General features: G+C 61.6%; 10 protein-coding genes and 1 other RNA gene. 1 reads left to right on the top strand and 10 read right to left on the bottom strand.

Annotated elements, in window-relative coordinates:
- Positions 1-83 precede the first annotated feature (83 nt).
- The gene (locus ACLH0H_RS16775) at positions 84-953 is read right to left on the bottom strand and encodes a DMT family transporter (protein ID WP_411378852.1); all 870 of its coding nucleotides are present in this window, start codon (positions 951-953) and stop codon (positions 84-86) included.
- A gap of 102 nt (positions 954-1055) precedes the next feature.
- Between ACLH0H_RS16775 and ACLH0H_RS16770 the strand changes: the two genes are divergently transcribed.
- A complete protein-coding gene (locus ACLH0H_RS16770) occupies positions 1056-1919 on the top strand; it encodes a LysR family transcriptional regulator (protein ID WP_411378851.1) in 864 nt (287 codons plus the stop codon).
- A 127-nt stretch (positions 1920-2046) separates the two neighbouring features.
- Here ACLH0H_RS16770 and ACLH0H_RS16765 read toward each other — a convergent pair whose 3' ends face one another.
- The 9 genes from ACLH0H_RS16765 to smc all read right to left on the bottom strand — a co-directional run bounded on the left by ACLH0H_RS16765 (position 2047) and on the right by smc (position 15156).
- Complete coding sequence (locus ACLH0H_RS16765) at positions 2047-2637, bottom strand: hypothetical protein (RefSeq protein WP_411378850.1); 591 nt, start codon at positions 2635-2637, stop codon at positions 2047-2049.
- 1 nt (position 2638) lies between these two features.
- Positions 2639-3685 (bottom strand): N-acetylmuramidase family protein, encoded by a 1047-nt coding sequence (locus tag ACLH0H_RS16760; protein WP_411378849.1) that lies wholly within the window; start codon positions 3683-3685, stop codon positions 2639-2641.
- Positions 3686-3841: 156 nt separating this feature from the next.
- Complete coding sequence (locus tag ACLH0H_RS16755) at positions 3842-5803, bottom strand: hypothetical protein (protein ID WP_411378848.1); 1962 nt, start codon at positions 5801-5803, stop codon at positions 3842-3844.
- A gap of 38 nt (positions 5804-5841) precedes the next feature.
- Positions 5842-6267, bottom strand: coding sequence for a hypothetical protein (locus tag ACLH0H_RS16750; RefSeq protein WP_411378847.1), 426 nt, complete (start codon positions 6265-6267; stop codon positions 5842-5844).
- 127 nt (positions 6268-6394) lie between these two features.
- Positions 6395-6491, bottom strand: an RNA gene (ffs, locus tag ACLH0H_RS16745) — signal recognition particle sRNA small type.
- Between the two features lie 273 nt (positions 6492-6764).
- Entirely contained in the window at positions 6765-7931 is a 1167-nt protein-coding gene (locus tag ACLH0H_RS16740; protein WP_411378846.1) for a putative zinc-binding metallopeptidase, read from the bottom strand.
- A gap of 160 nt (positions 7932-8091) precedes the next feature.
- On the bottom strand, positions 8092-10458 hold the full coding sequence (gene ligA, locus ACLH0H_RS16735) for an NAD-dependent DNA ligase LigA (RefSeq protein WP_411378845.1): 2367 nt from the start codon (positions 10456-10458) through the stop codon (positions 8092-8094).
- Positions 10459-10544: 86 nt separating this feature from the next.
- Positions 10545-11408 (bottom strand): cell division protein ZipA, encoded by an 864-nt coding sequence (gene zipA / locus ACLH0H_RS16730; RefSeq protein WP_169377487.1) that lies wholly within the window; start codon positions 11406-11408, stop codon positions 10545-10547.
- Positions 11409-11667: 259 nt separating this feature from the next.
- The gene (gene smc / locus ACLH0H_RS16725; protein WP_411378844.1) at positions 11668-15156 is read right to left on the bottom strand and encodes a chromosome segregation protein SMC; all 3489 of its coding nucleotides are present in this window, start codon (positions 15154-15156) and stop codon (positions 11668-11670) included.
- Between the last annotated feature and the right edge of the window lies 1 nt (position 15157).

Below are 15157 nucleotides of genomic sequence, written 5' to 3'. Positions count from 1 at the left end.
GGGGGAAATTGCATCCGGCACGCTCGCCTAATCTGATCAAGCGCTGCTGATTGGCGCTGAAAAGCAGGGCAAGATCAGCCAGATCAACGCCTCTCCAGGCTGATCGCCGCCACGCTGGTCAGCACGATCCCACCGCCCAGCACCACCTGCAAAGCGATATGCTCACCCAGCAGCGTCGCCGCCAGGGCCATGGCCACCGGCGGGATCAGGTACATCGCCACCGACGCGCGGCTGACGTCGACATGCTTCAACACATAGCCCCAGGCCAGGTACGCCAAGGCACTGGGGAAAATGCCGAGCACCAGCATCGCCAGGTTGTCCGCCCACGGCGCCTGCGCCACCGCAGCGGGCAAGCCTGGCAGGTTCACGCAGAGCATCAAGGTGCCCGCCCACACCATGTAGCAGGCCATCGTCAGCGGGCTATAACGATGGGCATAATGTTTCTGGATGGCGAAGTAGAGGCTCCACGACACCGCCGCCAGCAGGATCAGCAAGCCACGCGGGTCGATATCGCCCACGCCCTGGTCGCCCCAGATCACCACCATCACGCCAAGCAAACCGAGTAGCACACAGCTCCAGCGCCAGAAGCTGACCCGCTCCTTCAAGCAGAAAAACGCGATCAACACACTGAACAACGGCGCCGATTGTGCCAGTACGCTGGACGCCGCCGCCGTCACGAACTGTTGCCCGTAGTTAAGGCTGGTGTGGTGCAGGAAAACCCCGAAAAAACTCAACACCATTAGCCACGGCATATCCCCAAGGCGCGGCCGGCCAATGCCCGTCACCAGCGCCACAGCAGCCATGAACAGCGAGGCAATCAGGAACCGCAGCAGCGCAAGGTGGCCAGGGCTGTAGCTGCGCAGCCCCATGTGCACGCCAATCGGCGAATAGGCCCAACAGAGGATGACGCTGGCGATGACTAGCGTAAGCTTCAGGGGTGTCGGGGTATTCATCGAAGGCATCCGGAAACTGAGAAGGGATGCCGTCAGTCTTGGCCCGCCCGAGGCGTAGGACAATTAAGCGTTTCTGACTTCTGAAATCATTGGAACTGAGTAATGGAACTGGCCCAACTGAACATGGTGCGAGCCGTGGCGCAAACCGGCAGCGTGGCCCAGGCCGCCCTGCGGTTGCACTGTGTGCCCTCCAACATCACCACGCGGATCAAGCAACTGGAAGCCGAGTTGGGCACGCCGCTGTTTATCCGCGCCGGGCGTGGGCTGGCGATCAGCGCGGCGGGCGAGATTTTCCTGGAATATTGCGAACGCATCCTGGCCCTGGTGGAAGAGTCCAAACGCGCGGTCGACGCTGACGCCATTCCCCGGGGCACCCTACGCATCGGAGCGGTGGAGTCCAGCGCCAGCGGCCGTCTGCCGCCACTGTTGGCGGAATATCACCGGCGCTACCCGGATGTCAGCCTGGAACTGGTGACCGGCGCCTGGAGCGAACTGCTCGACGACCTGCAACACCACCGTTTGGATGTGGCGCTGGTGGCTGCCAGCAACAAACGCGCGAAGCTCGAACACAGCGTGGTCTACAGCGAACGCCTGGTGCTGATCGCCAGTGCAAGCAGCGAACCGATCCGCAGCGCTGCCGACCTCGCAGGCCGCACGCTGCTGGTATGGCCGCCCGGCTGTCCTTACCGTGCCGCGCTGGAGAACTGGCTCAAGCCCCATGCTTTCCAGCCGGCCGTGGCCAGCTATGCCAGTTGGGGCACGATCATCGGTTGCGTCAGCGCGGGCATTGGTGTGGCGCTGGCGCCGGAAGGCATCCTGGGCCGCTATGAACAGGCCGACCAACTGGCGTCGTACCGGTTTGACGAACTGCAGGCGGTGGACAACCAGCTGTTCTGGCACAAAGACACCCAGCGGCATCTGGCGCGGGATGCGTTTGCCGGGTTGTTGCGCGAGACCTTCGGCTGAACACTGATCAAAAAGTGGGAGCTGGCTTGCCTGCGATAGCTCTCCGTCAGTGAATACATCTTTGACGGGTACACCGCTATCGCAGGCAAACCAGCTCCCACATTCGGGCTTGCATCGTTATTGAAAATCAGCTTTTGGGCGCGGACAAACGGCTGTACTGATCCTGGCTGATCCAGCCGGTAAACGAACGGTCCTCGGCATTGATGAACTCGACCTGGGCCCAACCGTCCTTGAAGGCCAGCACACCGACGACGTCATCCTTGACGATATACGGGCGCTTGGTGGCCTTGGCGCTGGGATTCTTCAGCAGGTAAGCCTTGTCGGCGGACACTTTCACCAGGCCGATCCACGGTTTGCTGGCTGTCTGGGTCAGGTCCAGGCCGGTGGCGATCTCCGGCATCAATACATTGAGGCAACCGGGATGCTGGCGACCCTGTTCCACCGTCAGGGTCACGCCGTCCGACGAAGGTGCCACGCTGCCGGGGTAGGTTTCGTCCTGCCAGGTGGTCAGCGCGTCGGGTTTGCCTTGCAGGTAGAACGTGCAACCGCGCGTCACGCCCTCGCCCATGGCTTCGGCGTAGTAGCCTTCGACCTGATGCTGCGGTGTCACCGCCAGCTTCAGCCCTTCGTATTGGCCTGAGTGCAGCTCGGGCGAACCGGCAAAAGCAGACGCCACGGCGCTTAACGACAACACACCCATCGCTAGAAAACGCATCATCTTATTTTTTCCCTTCAAGTTTCTCGTAGGCTTTTTGCATAAGGACGTCATAGTTGCCGTAGTCCTTGCCGTTGTAATTGAATGCCATGGAAGTGAAGTCCTTGGCTTTCATGGCCGTCATCAACGCCGGGTTCTTGCTGCAAAAGCCGAGGAATGCCTTTAGTTGACTGCCGGCATTCACTTTCAAGGCCGCGACCAACTCGAACACCGTTTTGTAACCGCATGACCCGTAGTTGAACCCCATGACCTGGAACATGCCCCAGGACGCCGACATCAGCGCGGCCTCCTGATCCAAGGCAAACGCCGTAGCCATGGTTTCCCAGGCCTTGATCTGGTCCTTGTTGTTGACTTGCCATTGCGGCCCGGCCTTTTTCTTGTAGGGGTAAGACAGCAGCGGGTGCGCCTGGTCGTAGATGTTCTTGGTGTACTTGCGAAACACGTGCCCTTCAAACGCAATCACCGGCAGCCTGGCCGGTCCGAAGCCCGAACGGCCGCCGGATTCCACGGTGGCGAAGGCCTTGATGATATTCACCGAAATACCGCCTCCCAACTGAGTGGCAGCATTTTGAAAGTCCGTCTCGCTGAGGGTCATGCCCCCATCGCACGTGGCCTGGAGTATCAGTTGGCGATTGCGGCGCTCGGCCTCGATCATTGCGCGCATGCGGTCCAGGTACACATTGACCGTGGCCTGCACCGCATCCCCAGAATTGTTGCCGAACGCATTTAGAAAGCTCGGGATGCGCATGCTCGGGAAAGCCTTGACCGGCACCTTCACCGCCTCTTCAATCAGGCTGTTGAAGGTGCGGCCCGTGGGGTCAATCACCCCATCGGGATGGGCGTATTTGAGATGACGGAACTGGTACTGGCTGATGCACTGCACCAACTGGCCGTCGCATTTACCGTTTTCGGCCAGCGGAAAACCCAGCTTGGGGATGATCAGATTGAATAAATACTGGATGCACTGCACATCGGCGGGCAAGTTGCGGGCTTTACCAGGCGCGCCTACCGAAGCACTGATAAGACGCGGCAACCCTTGCAGGCTTTTCATCACAGACATCCTTGTTAGTTAATAAAGTGATAGCACTTAGATATCAACTTGCTACCCTTGTTACACTCTGAAACAAGCGGCTGGCGGAAACTATCAAGGTGGATTCAGGTTGTCCATGGCGACCTGTGAAAGATGTGAAACAGGCAGGTTATTTGATCAGTAACCGTGAAATTCCCGGGTCTTCTGGTACTTGTGGAAATCGATCCACTCCACCACGTCGTAAGGCAGGTAAAGCTGTACCCTGGCGCGGGAAATGGCGATGTACACCGCGCAAAGCCGCTGATCGAACGCGTAGGCATCCTTGAACTTCACGTTGGTCAGCAGCTCAGGCGTGAGCAGCACCCGATCGAATTCCATGCCGCCCGCCTCTTGCGCCTGCATCAGCAGACAGCGTTTGCCGGGGACACCGCTCAGCCGGTTCAAACGCGTGATGTCCGCGACGTTGAAGCCTTTTTCGAGCTCACTTTCAACCCATAGGAACGACTCGTCGAACTGGCTGGCATCGCGCACCTGTTGCCAGTCGTCCATGTCGCTGAAATAAGGATGTGGCCCGTTTGCGTTGTGCTCGTTGCTGTAGAACTGCGGCTTGAACAAGGCGATGACGCTGGTCATGAAGCGCTGCAGATCCTGCTGCGCCGTGCTGTCGGGAAAACCGAACGGGCAGTTGGCCTGCTGCAACTGGATGGCCCATTTCATGGTGTCCCAATGCGACGCGGTCAACACCACGCAGCCTTCCGGCGGCACGAAGCCCCTGGGGTAATGTTCGATGCCGACGTCGGCATCCCGGGCGCCTTCGAACGGCGTTTTGCACTTTTGCGAGTGCACGCTGATCAGCGGGTTGACCAGGCGCTCGACGTTGCGCCCTGAGCGCACGGAATAACTGATATCGGTGTGCCGGACTTCGCGCTTTCTCCTGACCATCACACCACTGGCCAACTGGTACTCGTCACCAAGAGTGACCAACACCTGGCGGCCGCGCTCGATGATCTGCAACAAAGACGGCGGGATGTCCTGGCTTTCATCGATCAATACATGGGTATACCGGGGCGGCACCACGCAGCCTTCGAGGCTCGCGCGCTTGATCAGCAGCAGCGCCGCGAAGGCAGTCTGGCCGGCCCATTGTGGGTTGGCCTCCAGGTAAGTCCAGACGCGGCTGGAGTACTCCAGCAACACTTGGGCCTCCACGTTCGATAGCGGTTGCTGGAAATGCGGCAAATGCCTGGCCGACAAACTGTGATGGTTGGAGTGGCAATAACACTCGAGCACTTTCAGGCAGATAGCCAGCGTCGCCGGGCCATCGTGAGTTCGCCAGCCATGGATATCCAGGGCCTGCGCCACCTCATTCTTGCCGGGCATTCGGGCCGGCGCGTGTGGCGCGGGTGGGCGTGGCCCTTGCAGCAGCGCCTTGGCGAAGGCCGCAAAGGTTGAGCCGGCCTTGCTGTCTTGCGCCAAGCCCATGCGTTCACGCAGGGTCGCCAGCTTGGCTCCGGTGCGGGCCAGCACCAGGGTCTGGGCGGGCCGCAGGCACTCCATCAAGGCGCCGAGCAGGTGGCTCTTGCCGATGCCGGCATAGCCTTGCACATGCAGGTCTTCGTTGAGGTTGGCGCGGAACGTGCGCACCAACTTGTCCTGGGCCGGGCTGAGCCAGCGTTCGCGGTGCCGGGGGGTGACCATCTGCTGGCTGAACGGATCATTGTTGCGCAGGTGGCGAACCTTGTAGCCGATGTCCCATTTGCCTGTAGGCAGCAGGTAATCCCGCGCCGCGACTTCTTCGGCCGACAGCAGGCGCAGGTTCACATTTTTGAGTGCATTAAAACCGAAGTACAACTTGCGCGGATCAAACAGCCGCTGGGCTTCGGACAGCAACGTCGCGGTACCTGACGGCGCAGTGTCCACCGCCCAGCCGATCAGCTTGGCCAGGACGCGCTCGGCGCCAGCGCAGGTCAGGTCCTTTTCCGCGGCCTGGGCCAGGTTCTGAATGACCAGTACCGCGGCCAGTTCCGGATCCGTCAGGCCGACAAGGGCCTTGGCGCCATCCTCGCCGAGCAGGGCCGTGCAGGTTTCATCCGTGACGGGCAGGAAGACGGGGCTGGCTAAATCAAAATGTTCCGGTTGCATAGTTCCTCGCAGCCAGGGGCCGACGTATGTTGCGGGAGTCAGGCATTATCGCGGCTGTTCAGCTCGAATCGATATTCGCCCAACGAGCCCGACATACCGCCGCGACTCGCTTGAGCCCCAGGCGCCATTGCGTTGATCTGTTGCTGGAGTTCGAAGACGGCCATGTCGAGCAGCCTGCGCATGTCTTCGACACTCTGCGCCGCCACATTCAATTGCAGCGTGCAGGCGCCCGTGAGCGCTGGCGCCGCCTGCTCGGCGCCTGGCGCGGGGTCATCGTTCACGTCAGCCGCGCGGATCATCTCAGCCTGGCTGAGGATCTCGGCGTGCTCGTCGTCCATGAGGTCCAGCACCTTCGACAACTCCAGGGTCTGTTCGGGGTGCGATTGGATACGGTCCTTGATCTCCAGGCGCCGCATCTGCCACTCGCGCAGTTTTTCGCGGGTGAGGTCGTCCACTTTTTCCACGGGTACTGTCTCCGAATGCCGGGCACTGGAGTATGCCGCCATGGACCGCCCGATGGCAGATGGCGTGAAAGCATTTTTTGAATTGAATTTGAAGGAGGTGTTGCAAGGAAGAGCGTTATGGAGGCAACCCCACCAGCCACACCCCGGCACACAATGTTCCCGCTGTGGCTGCTGCCTTCCGGCTCTGACCAGGTTCACGGGTAATCGTTGCGGGGGGACCGATGGGGTCACCATAACGACGCCTGCCTCTCGGCAAGCGGGGCCATTGTACCGATCTCATCGGAAGTTACAACCGTTGGCGCTGGATTAAAAATATGAGGGGGCTCAAGTACTTGTTGAGGCTCTGTAGTGAGCGGGCTTGCCCCGCGCTGGGTGGCGAAGCCGCCCCAATAAAGACACCTCGGCGCTCCAGTTAAAACCGAGTCGCCTGGGTTGGGGCGGCTTCGCCACCCAGCGCGGGGCAAGCCCGCTCACTACAGTCGATCACCGGGTACAGGTTACTGCGCCTGTATCACCTCATCCGCGCGGCCGCCCTCCTCCTGAATCACCAAGTGAATGAAGTGCAGCTTGGCGACGACCGCCGGTGGCAGCACGAAGGGGTAAAAGTCCGGTTGGCCCATGCTGCGCGACAGTTCGTTGAGCATGCCGGCCAGTTCGATCCAGGCGTTGACGAACGACAGGAACGCCGCACCGCCGGGGTGTTCGGGGTCGTAGAGCGTGCTGAGCGGGAATGGCTGGTAATCCAGGTCCATCGAACGGGCGCTCATGCCGAAGCCCAGGGCTGTGTCGACGGCGTCCATCATGTGCAGGTAATGGGCCCAGGTTTCGGCCCAGTCTTCCCAGGGGTGCATGGTGGCGTAGGCGCTGACGCAGGTTTGCTGCCAGTCGGGGCGCGGGCCGTTCTGGTAGTGCTGGTCGAGGGCGTCGGCGTAGCTGGCGCGTTCGTCGCCGAACAGGCTGCGAAACGGTTCGAGCCAGTGGGTATTGGCGATCAGGCGGTCCCAGTAGTAGTGGCCGACTTCATGACGGAAATGCCCGAGCAGGGTGCGATAGGGTTCGCGCATCTGTACGCGGACCTTCTCGCGGTGGGCATCGTCGGCTTCCTTGATATCAAGGGTGATCAGGCCATTGGCGTGGCCGGTCATCGGGGCGTTGCCTTCCAGGTCGATACCGACGAAGTCGAAGGCCAGGCCGCTGTTCTCGTCGACGCTCTTGGGCACCACGCGCAGGCCCAGGCTGATCAGTTGCGCAACCAGGCGGCGCTTGGCGGTCTCGACCTTGCGCCAGCGCTCGTGGTTTTCCGCAATCGACAGATCGGGAATGGTGCGGTTCAGGCTGCACGCGACGCACAGCGGTACCGTGCTGTGGGCCGGGATCAGCCAGTTGCAGGCAGCCGGGGTGTCAAGGTTGGCGCAGCGGCGGAAGGCGCCGGCGTCGAGGTTGTCGTCCTGCAGCCAAGTACCTTCGACCGGGCCGGGCTGCAGGGAGGACAGGCGGCTTTGTTGCGGCAGGTAGCCCAGCAACGCCTGGCAGGCCAGGCACTGGCTGTTGCGAAAGAACAGGGACTGCCCGCAACGACAGTGCCACACCTTGCTGTCGCGAGACGTGCCGGCGACGAAAGGTGCAGCGATGCGCGAACTGAGTTGCTCGAAGTAGCGGAACATGGCGATCTCCCCTGGGTGACTGAGACTAGATCATTTCGCTCGCATGATCGTTCCCACGCTCCGCGTGGGCATGCATCCGATGACGCTCTGCGTCATGCCTTTCAAGAGCAGACGCGGAGCGTCCAAGGCGGCATTCCCACGCGGAGCGTGGGAACGATCGTCAGACCGGGATGTTGTGCTTGGCCAGGAAGGCCACGAAGGCCTCTTCGTCCAGCACCTTCACGCCCAACTCGCTGGCCTTGGCCAGTTTCGAACCCGCTCCCGGCCCGGCCACCACGCAATGGGTTTTCGCCGACACGGAGCCGGCCACCTTGGCCCCCAGGCTTTCGAGCTTGTCCTTGGCCACGTCGCGGCTCATCAGTTCCAGGGAACCGGTGAGGACCCAGGTGTGCCCCGCCTCGGGCAAGCCTTCGACCACCTTTTTCTCGCTCAGCCAATGCATGCCGAAGTCCTTGAGCTGCTGCTCGATGGCCAGGGCACGGTTGGCGTTGTCTTGGTTATCGAAGAAGTCGCGCACGGCCTTGGCCTGTTTTTCGGGCAACGCCTGGCGCATATCCAGCCAGTCGGCCGCTATCACGCCTTCGAGGGTGACGAATTTGTCCGCCAGCTTCTGCGCAGCGCCCGGGCCGACGCTCGGCACATGCAATTTATCGAGCAGTCCGCCCAAGGTGGTGCTGGCGGCGAATTCCGCGCTCAGGTCGCCCTGCTCCTGCAATTGCAGGCCACACTCCTGAGGCGACAGCAACGCGCCGATCACGTCCTGGTTATGGCTGTCTTCAAAAAAACTGTGAATCTCGTGCGCCACTTCCAGGCCCACGTCAGGCAAGTAGGTCAGCACCTCCGGCAAAGCCTTCTGCACCCGCTCCAGGGAAGCCAGGGAGCGCGCCAGCACCTTGGCGGTCTCCTCGCCCACGTCGGGGATGCCCAGCGCGTAGATAAAGCGCGCCAGGGTCGGCGTCTTGCTGTTGTCGATGGCGGCGATCAATTTTTTGCTGGAGATATCGGCAAAGCCTTCCAGGTCGATGATCTGCTCATACTTGAGTTTGTAGAGATCGGCCGGCGAACCGATGAGTTTTTCATCCACCAGTTGCTCAATGGTCTTGTCGCCCAGGCCGTCGATGTCCATGGCGCGGCGCGAGACAAAATGGATGATCGCCTGCTTGAGCTGGGCACCACAGGCCAGGCGGCCGACGCAGCGGTACACCGCGCCTTCGCTGACGGTTTCCTTGCCCTTGCTGCGCTTGACCAGCTGCGTGCGTTCCACTTGGGAACCGCACACCGGGCAACGCTCGGGGACCTGCACCGCACGGGCGTTTTCCGGGCGGCGCTCGGGCACCACGGCGACCACTTGCGGGATCACGTCACCGGCGCGACGAATGATCACGGTGTCGCCGATCATCAAGCCCAGGCGCGCGACTTCGTCCATGTTGTGCAAGGTCGCGTTGGCAACCGTCACACCCGCTACCTTGACCGGTTTGAGGCGCGCCACCGGGGTGACGGCACCGGTGCGGCCGACCTGGAATTCCACGTCGAGCAGCTCGGTCAGCTCTTCCATCGCCGGGAATTTATGCGCAATGGCCCAGCGCGGTTCGCGGGCACGGAAGCCCAGCTCGCGCTGCGAGGCAATGCTGTTGACCTTGAACACCACGCCGTCGATTTCATAGCCCAGACTGTTCCGCCGCTCGCCGATATCGCGGTAGTAATCCAGGCATTCCTGAATGCCCTTGGCCAGCTTCAGTTCATGGCTGATAGGCATGCCCCATTTCTGCAACTGCTTCAGGTTGCCGATGTGGGTGTCGCTGATATCCGCCGTCACCTGGCCGATGCCATAGCAGCAGAATTCCAGCGGGCGGCTGGCGGTGATCTTCGAGTCCAACTGGCGCAGGCTGCCGGCGGCGGCGTTGCGCGGGTTGGCGAAGGTCTTGCCGCCGACTTCCAGTTGCGAGGCGTTGAGCCGTTCGAAACCAGCCTTGGACATGAACACTTCGCCGCGCACTTCGAGCGTCGCCGGCCAGCCGCTGCCGTGCAGCTTCAGCGGAATATTGCGCACGGTGCGCACGTTGACGCTGATGTCTTCGCCGGTGGTACCGTCGCCACGGGTGGCGCCGCGTACCAATTCGCCGTACTGATACAGCAGGCTGACCGCCAGGCCGTCCAGCTTCGGTTCGCAGCTGTACTCCACCGCTGCGCCCCCCCCAAACAGGTCGCCCACCGGCAGGTCGAGGCCTTCGGTGACCCGGCGGTCAAACTCGAGCATGGTGGTCTCATCAAACGCGTTGCCCAAGCTGAGCATGGGGATTTCGTGCCTGACTTGCGTGAACGCAGACAACGCCGCGCTGCCGACCCGCTGCGTCGGCGAATCGCGCGTGACCAGTTCCGGGTGCTCGGCCTCCAGGGCCTTGAGCTCGTGGAACAGCCGGTCGTACTCGGCGTCCGGAATGCTTGGCTCGTCGAGGACGTGGTAACGGTAGTTGTGCTGATCCAGTTCAGCGCGCAGTTCGAGGATGCGGGTGTGGGCGGCGGTCATGGTGTTCTCTCAAAAAGCAAAAGAGCAGCCGAAGCTGCTCAAATGGTAGTGCGCTTATTCTATCCGACAACGCCGAGGCGCGATCCTCAGCGTTTTTGTGTCAGGGCGCGACGCTCGAACTCGACGATGCGCTGACGGTAGTGTTCGATGGTCTGGGCAGTGAGGACGCTGCGCTGATCGTCCTTGAGCTCGCCATTGAGTTCCTGGGACAGCTTGCGCGCCGCGGCCACCATCACGTCGAATGCCTGCTTGGGGTGACGCGGGCCGGGCAGACCCAGGAAGAAACTCACCGCCGGCGTGCTGAACAGGTCGATATCGTCCAGGTCGAAGGTGCCCGGCTTGACCGCGTTGGCCATGGAGAACAGCACTTCGCCATTACCGGCCATGCTTTCGTGACGATGGAAGATGTCCATCTCGCCAAAACGCAGGCCGCTTTCCAGAATGTTCTGCAACAGGGCCGGGCCCTTGAACCCGGCGGCGTCGCGGCAGATCACGCTGATCACCAGCACTTCTTCGGCGGCAGGCTGATCGTTGACCGATTGGCGCGGCGCGTTCTTGCCGGCGTTTTCATCCGGGAAATCATCGTCGCGGCTGCTGAAGCTCGGGCCTTCATCCACATCCAAGTTCAGGTCGCCCTGATGCGGCTCGGCGCCAGCGGCGCTGCCTCGCTTGCCACGCTTGGACGACGGCTCGCGGGCTTCACGCAGCGGCGCGCTCATGGACGGCAAGTCATGCTCGTCCAGCTGCGGTTCCTTATGGGTGTCCAGTACACGGGGCGGCCCCAGCAGCTCGGCGCTGCCGTCATCGTCGGGCAAGTTGGACAGGTTGCGGTCCAGACGGAATTTGAGCTTGCCCTTGCCACCGCGCATGCGGCGCCAGCCATCAAAAAGAATACCGGCAATGACAATAATGCCGATGACGATCAGCCACTCGCGCAGACCGATTTCCATGTAATCCCGTGCCTCTAATAAAAAATGCTGAAAAATAAGGGGTTTAGCTCAGTGCAAACCGCTTTAAAACGTGGCGCCAACTCTATGTTCTGACTGACGTTTTGCCCACGCATACGAAAATTTGACATTAAACTAGCACGACCAAAGATAACTTTACACCGTCTGTCAAAATGCCTTGAACAAATATGTCCATTTGCCACTTTCAGCGGGGTGGTAAAGCGTCTTACCGCACGCTATGAAAATTCGCTGCGGGCAGGGTTCAAGACTCCACCATCGCCATCGCTTCTTCCACATCCACCGCCACCAAACGCGAACAGCCCGGTTCATGCATCGTGACCCCCATCAACTGATCAGCCATTTCCATGGCGATCTTGTTGTGGGTGATATAGATGAACTGCACGGTCTGGGACATCTCCTTGACGAGGCGCGCATAGCGTCCAACGTTAGCGTCATCCAGCGGAGCGTCAACTTCATCGAGCATGCAGAACGGCGCCGGGTTCAGCTTGAAGATGGCAAATACCAGGGCCAATGCGGTCAGGGCTTTTTCGCCGCCGGACAGCAAATGGATGGTGCTGTTCTTCTTGCCCGGCGGCCGCGCCATGATCGTCACCCCTGTATCGAGTAGATCTTCGCCCGTCAGTTCCAAGTAAGCGCTGCCACCGCCGAAAACTTTTGGGAATAAGGCCTGTAAACCGCCATTAATCTGATCAAAGGTATCCTTGAAGCGGTTGCGGGTTTCCTTGTCGATCTTGCGGATCACGTTTTCCAGGGTGTCCAGGGCTTCCACCAGGTCGGCGTTCTGCGCATCCAGGTAACGTTTGCGTTCCGATTGCTGCTGGTATTCGTCGATGGCCGCCAAGTTGATCGCGCCAAGCCGCTGGATACGCGCGGCAATGCGTTCGAGTTCTTCTTCGGCGTCTTTTTCATTGGCCTCGGCAGTCAAGGTATTGAGCACGCCGTGCAGGTCGTAGCCATCTTCGAGCAACTGGTCTTGCAGGGTCTTGCGGCGCACGGTCAGGGCTTGCCATTCCATGCGTTGTTGCTCGAGCTGGCCGCGAATCAATTGGGATTGCTGCTCGGCCTGGGTCCGGCGTTTTTCGGCGTCACGCAATTCACGGTCGGCGTCTTCCAGCGCGATCTGCGCGGTCTTGAGTTCTTCGTCGACGGTCATGCGCTTGTCGAGCAACTCTTCGAGTTTGAGACGCAGCTCTTCCAGTGGCGCTTCGCCCTCTTCCAGGTTGAGGCTCAGTTGCTCGCGTTTTTCGGTGAGGCGTTCGGATTGCATCTCCAGGCGCTCGAGGGCCTGGGCCGTGGAGCTGTGCTGGGCACGCAGGGAGCCGAGGCGCACCGCCAACTGGTGCGCATGGTCCTTGTGCTGGCGGGCTTCCTGGCGCACGCGGTCGAGGCGTTCGCGCAGGCTGTCACGCTGGGCCAACAGCAGTTCGCGCTGCTCGGTGTCGAGGGCCATGCTGTCGAGGGCCTCTTGCAACTGCAGGCGCGCTTCGCCGATCTGTTCGTGTTCCAGCGCGCGCTGCTCGCCCATTTCGGCGACTTCTTCGTCGAGACGGGTGCGGCGCAGGGTCAGTTGTTCGGCCTTGGCTTTGCTCGCCGAGAGCTGAGCCTTCAATTCGCCTTGCTGACGCGCTTCGTCCTGCAACAGGCGGCGCAGGTGTTCGCGGCCGGTCTCTTGCTGGCGCTGGGTGGCGCGCAGGGTTTGCAGTTCGGTTTCCAGGCTTTCGAGGGTTGCCTCGCGCTCTTCACGTTCGGCGCTCAGGTTGACGATTTCCTGGCCACGGGCCAATACGCCGCTTTCGGCTTCACTGGCGCGGCGAACGCGCAGGAAATGGCGGCCAACCCAAAAGCCGTCGCGGCTGATCAGGCTCTCACCGGCGCCCAGTTGACCGCGCTGGGCCAAGGCCTGCTCAAGTGACTCAACCGGTTTGACCTGGCCCAGCCACGGCGCCAGGTCAATCGCCGCATCCACCTTGTCCAGCAGACTGCCCGGCACGCGCGCGCCATCGGCTGCGGGGCTGAGCAAACGCAAGTCGCCCTGGGCAAAACCGGCCAGGTCGAAGCCGCCAAAATCATCCACCAACACCGCTTGCAGGTCGGCGCCGAGAACGGTTTCCACCGCCAGCTCCCAACCTGCTTCTACCTTCAAGCCTTCAGCCAGGCGCGGGCGCTCGGCCAGGTGCTGATCGCGCAGCCATTCGGCCGTGCCGGTGCCGGGGTCGAGCGCGGCTTGCTGCAACGCTTCAAGGGAGGCCAGGCGACCATTGAGCCGCTGCAAATCGCCCTGGGCCTGCTGCTGCGCCTGGGTCGCCTGTTGCAGTTGCTGGCGCAATTGCTCCAGGCGCTCCACTTGCTGTTCTTCGCTGGCTTCCAGCTCTTCGAGCGTCATTTCGCTCTCGGCCAGTTGCTCGCTCAGTTCCAGGATCGCCGCGTCTTCCGGGTCGGCGGCGAGCAACACGCGCTCTTCCTGCAGACGGCGCTGGCGCTCGGCCAGGCGCTCCATGCTGGTTTCCAACTGTTGAATACGCGACTGCTGCACCTCCGCCTGGCGACGTGGCTCGGCGGATTGCAGGTTGAAGGTGTCCCACTGCTCCTGCCACGCGTGCATGGTGGTTTCGGCTTCTTCCAGGGCGGCGGCGGCCTCTTCGGCGGCGGCGCTGGTGATTTCCTGCTCGGGAGTGAGCATGTCCAGCTCTTCGCCGAGGGTCAGCAGCAAGGTGCGGTCATGGCCCAGGTGCGATTCGGTTTCCAGGCGCGCACGTTCGGCTTCCTTCAAGTCATCCTGCAACTGGCGCAGGCGCTGCTGGCCGTGCTGGATGCTCTGTTCCACGCGGGCGATATCGCCGCCCACCGAATAGAACCGGCCCTGCACCAGATTGAAGCGCTCTGACAAGTCGTGGTGCCCGTCACGCAGGCGCTCGATGCTGGCGTCGGCGTTACGCTGTTCGGCCACCAGCGCTTCAAAGCTGATTTCCTGGGTGCCGATGATCGCTTCGCGCTGGCCGACCTGATCATTCAGCGCCTGCCAGCGCAGGGCCGACAGTTGCGCTTTGAGCTGGCGCTCTTCGCCCTTGTATTCCTGATACTTCTCGGCGGCCTGGGCCTGGCGGTGCAGACGCTCCAACTGGCGCTCCAGCTCTTCGCGCAGGTCGGTCAGGCGGGCGAGGTTCTCGTGGGTGCGGCGGATGCGGTTTTCGGTCTCGCGACGGCGTTCCTTGTACTTGGAGATGCCGGCGGCTTCTTCGATAAAGTTGCGCAGGTCTTCGGGCTTGGCTTCGATCAGCTTGGAGATCATGCCCTGCTCGATGATCGAATAGCTGCGCGGGCCCAGGCCTGTGCCGAGGAAAATATCGGTGATGTCGCGACGCCGGCACTTGGTGCCGTTGAGGAAGTAACTGTTCTGGCTGTCGCGCGTGACTTTGCGGCGGATGGAGATTTCTGCGTAGGCGGCGTATTCGCCGACCAGGGTGCCGTCGGAATTGTCGAACACCAGTTCGATGCTGGCCTGGCTGACCGGCTTGCGGCTGGTGGAGCCGTTGAAGATGACGTCGGTCATCGACTCGCCGCGCAGGTTTTTTGCCGAGCTCTCGCCCATCACCCAACGGACGGCGTCGATGATGTTCGACTTGCCGCAGCCATTGGGCCCGACCACCGCCGCCATATTACTGGGGAAGTTCACCGTGGTCGGGTCGACGAAGGATTTGAACCCCGCCAGTTTGATGCACTTGAGCCGCACG

Source organism: Pseudomonas sp. MPB26, from assembly GCF_046605355.1.
GTDB classification, from domain to species: Bacteria; Pseudomonadota; Gammaproteobacteria; order Pseudomonadales; family Pseudomonadaceae; genus Aquipseudomonas; species Aquipseudomonas cedrina.
This window is presented reverse-complemented; position numbering and strand designations above follow the sequence as displayed.

Bases quoted from the DNA above. Each gene is read 5' to 3' on its own strand.
- ACLH0H_RS16765 (WP_411378850.1), bottom strand. From the start codon at position 2,637: ATGATGCGTTTTCTAGCGATGGGTGTGTTGTCGTTAAGCGCCGTGGCG.
- ACLH0H_RS16755 (WP_411378848.1), bottom strand. From the start codon at position 5,803: ATGCAACCGGAACATTTTGATTTAGCCAGCCCCGTCTTCCTGCCCGTC.
- ligA (WP_411378845.1), bottom strand. From the start codon at position 10,458: ATGACCGCCGCCCACACCCGCATCCTCGAACTGCGCGCTGAACTGGAT.
- zipA (WP_169377487.1), bottom strand. From the start codon at position 11,408: ATGGAAATCGGTCTGCGCGAGTGGCTGATCGTCATCGGCATTATTGTC.
- ACLH0H_RS16740 (WP_411378846.1), bottom strand. From the start codon at position 7,931: ATGTTCCGCTACTTCGAGCAACTCAGTTCGCGCATCGCTGCACCTTTC.
- ACLH0H_RS16770 (WP_411378851.1), top strand. From the start codon at position 1,056: ATGGAACTGGCCCAACTGAACATGGTGCGAGCCGTGGCGCAAACCGGC.
- ACLH0H_RS16760 (WP_411378849.1), bottom strand. From the start codon at position 3,685: ATGAAAAGCCTGCAAGGGTTGCCGCGTCTTATCAGTGCTTCGGTAGGC.
- ACLH0H_RS16775 (WP_411378852.1), bottom strand. From the start codon at position 953: ATGAATACCCCGACACCCCTGAAGCTTACGCTAGTCATCGCCAGCGTC.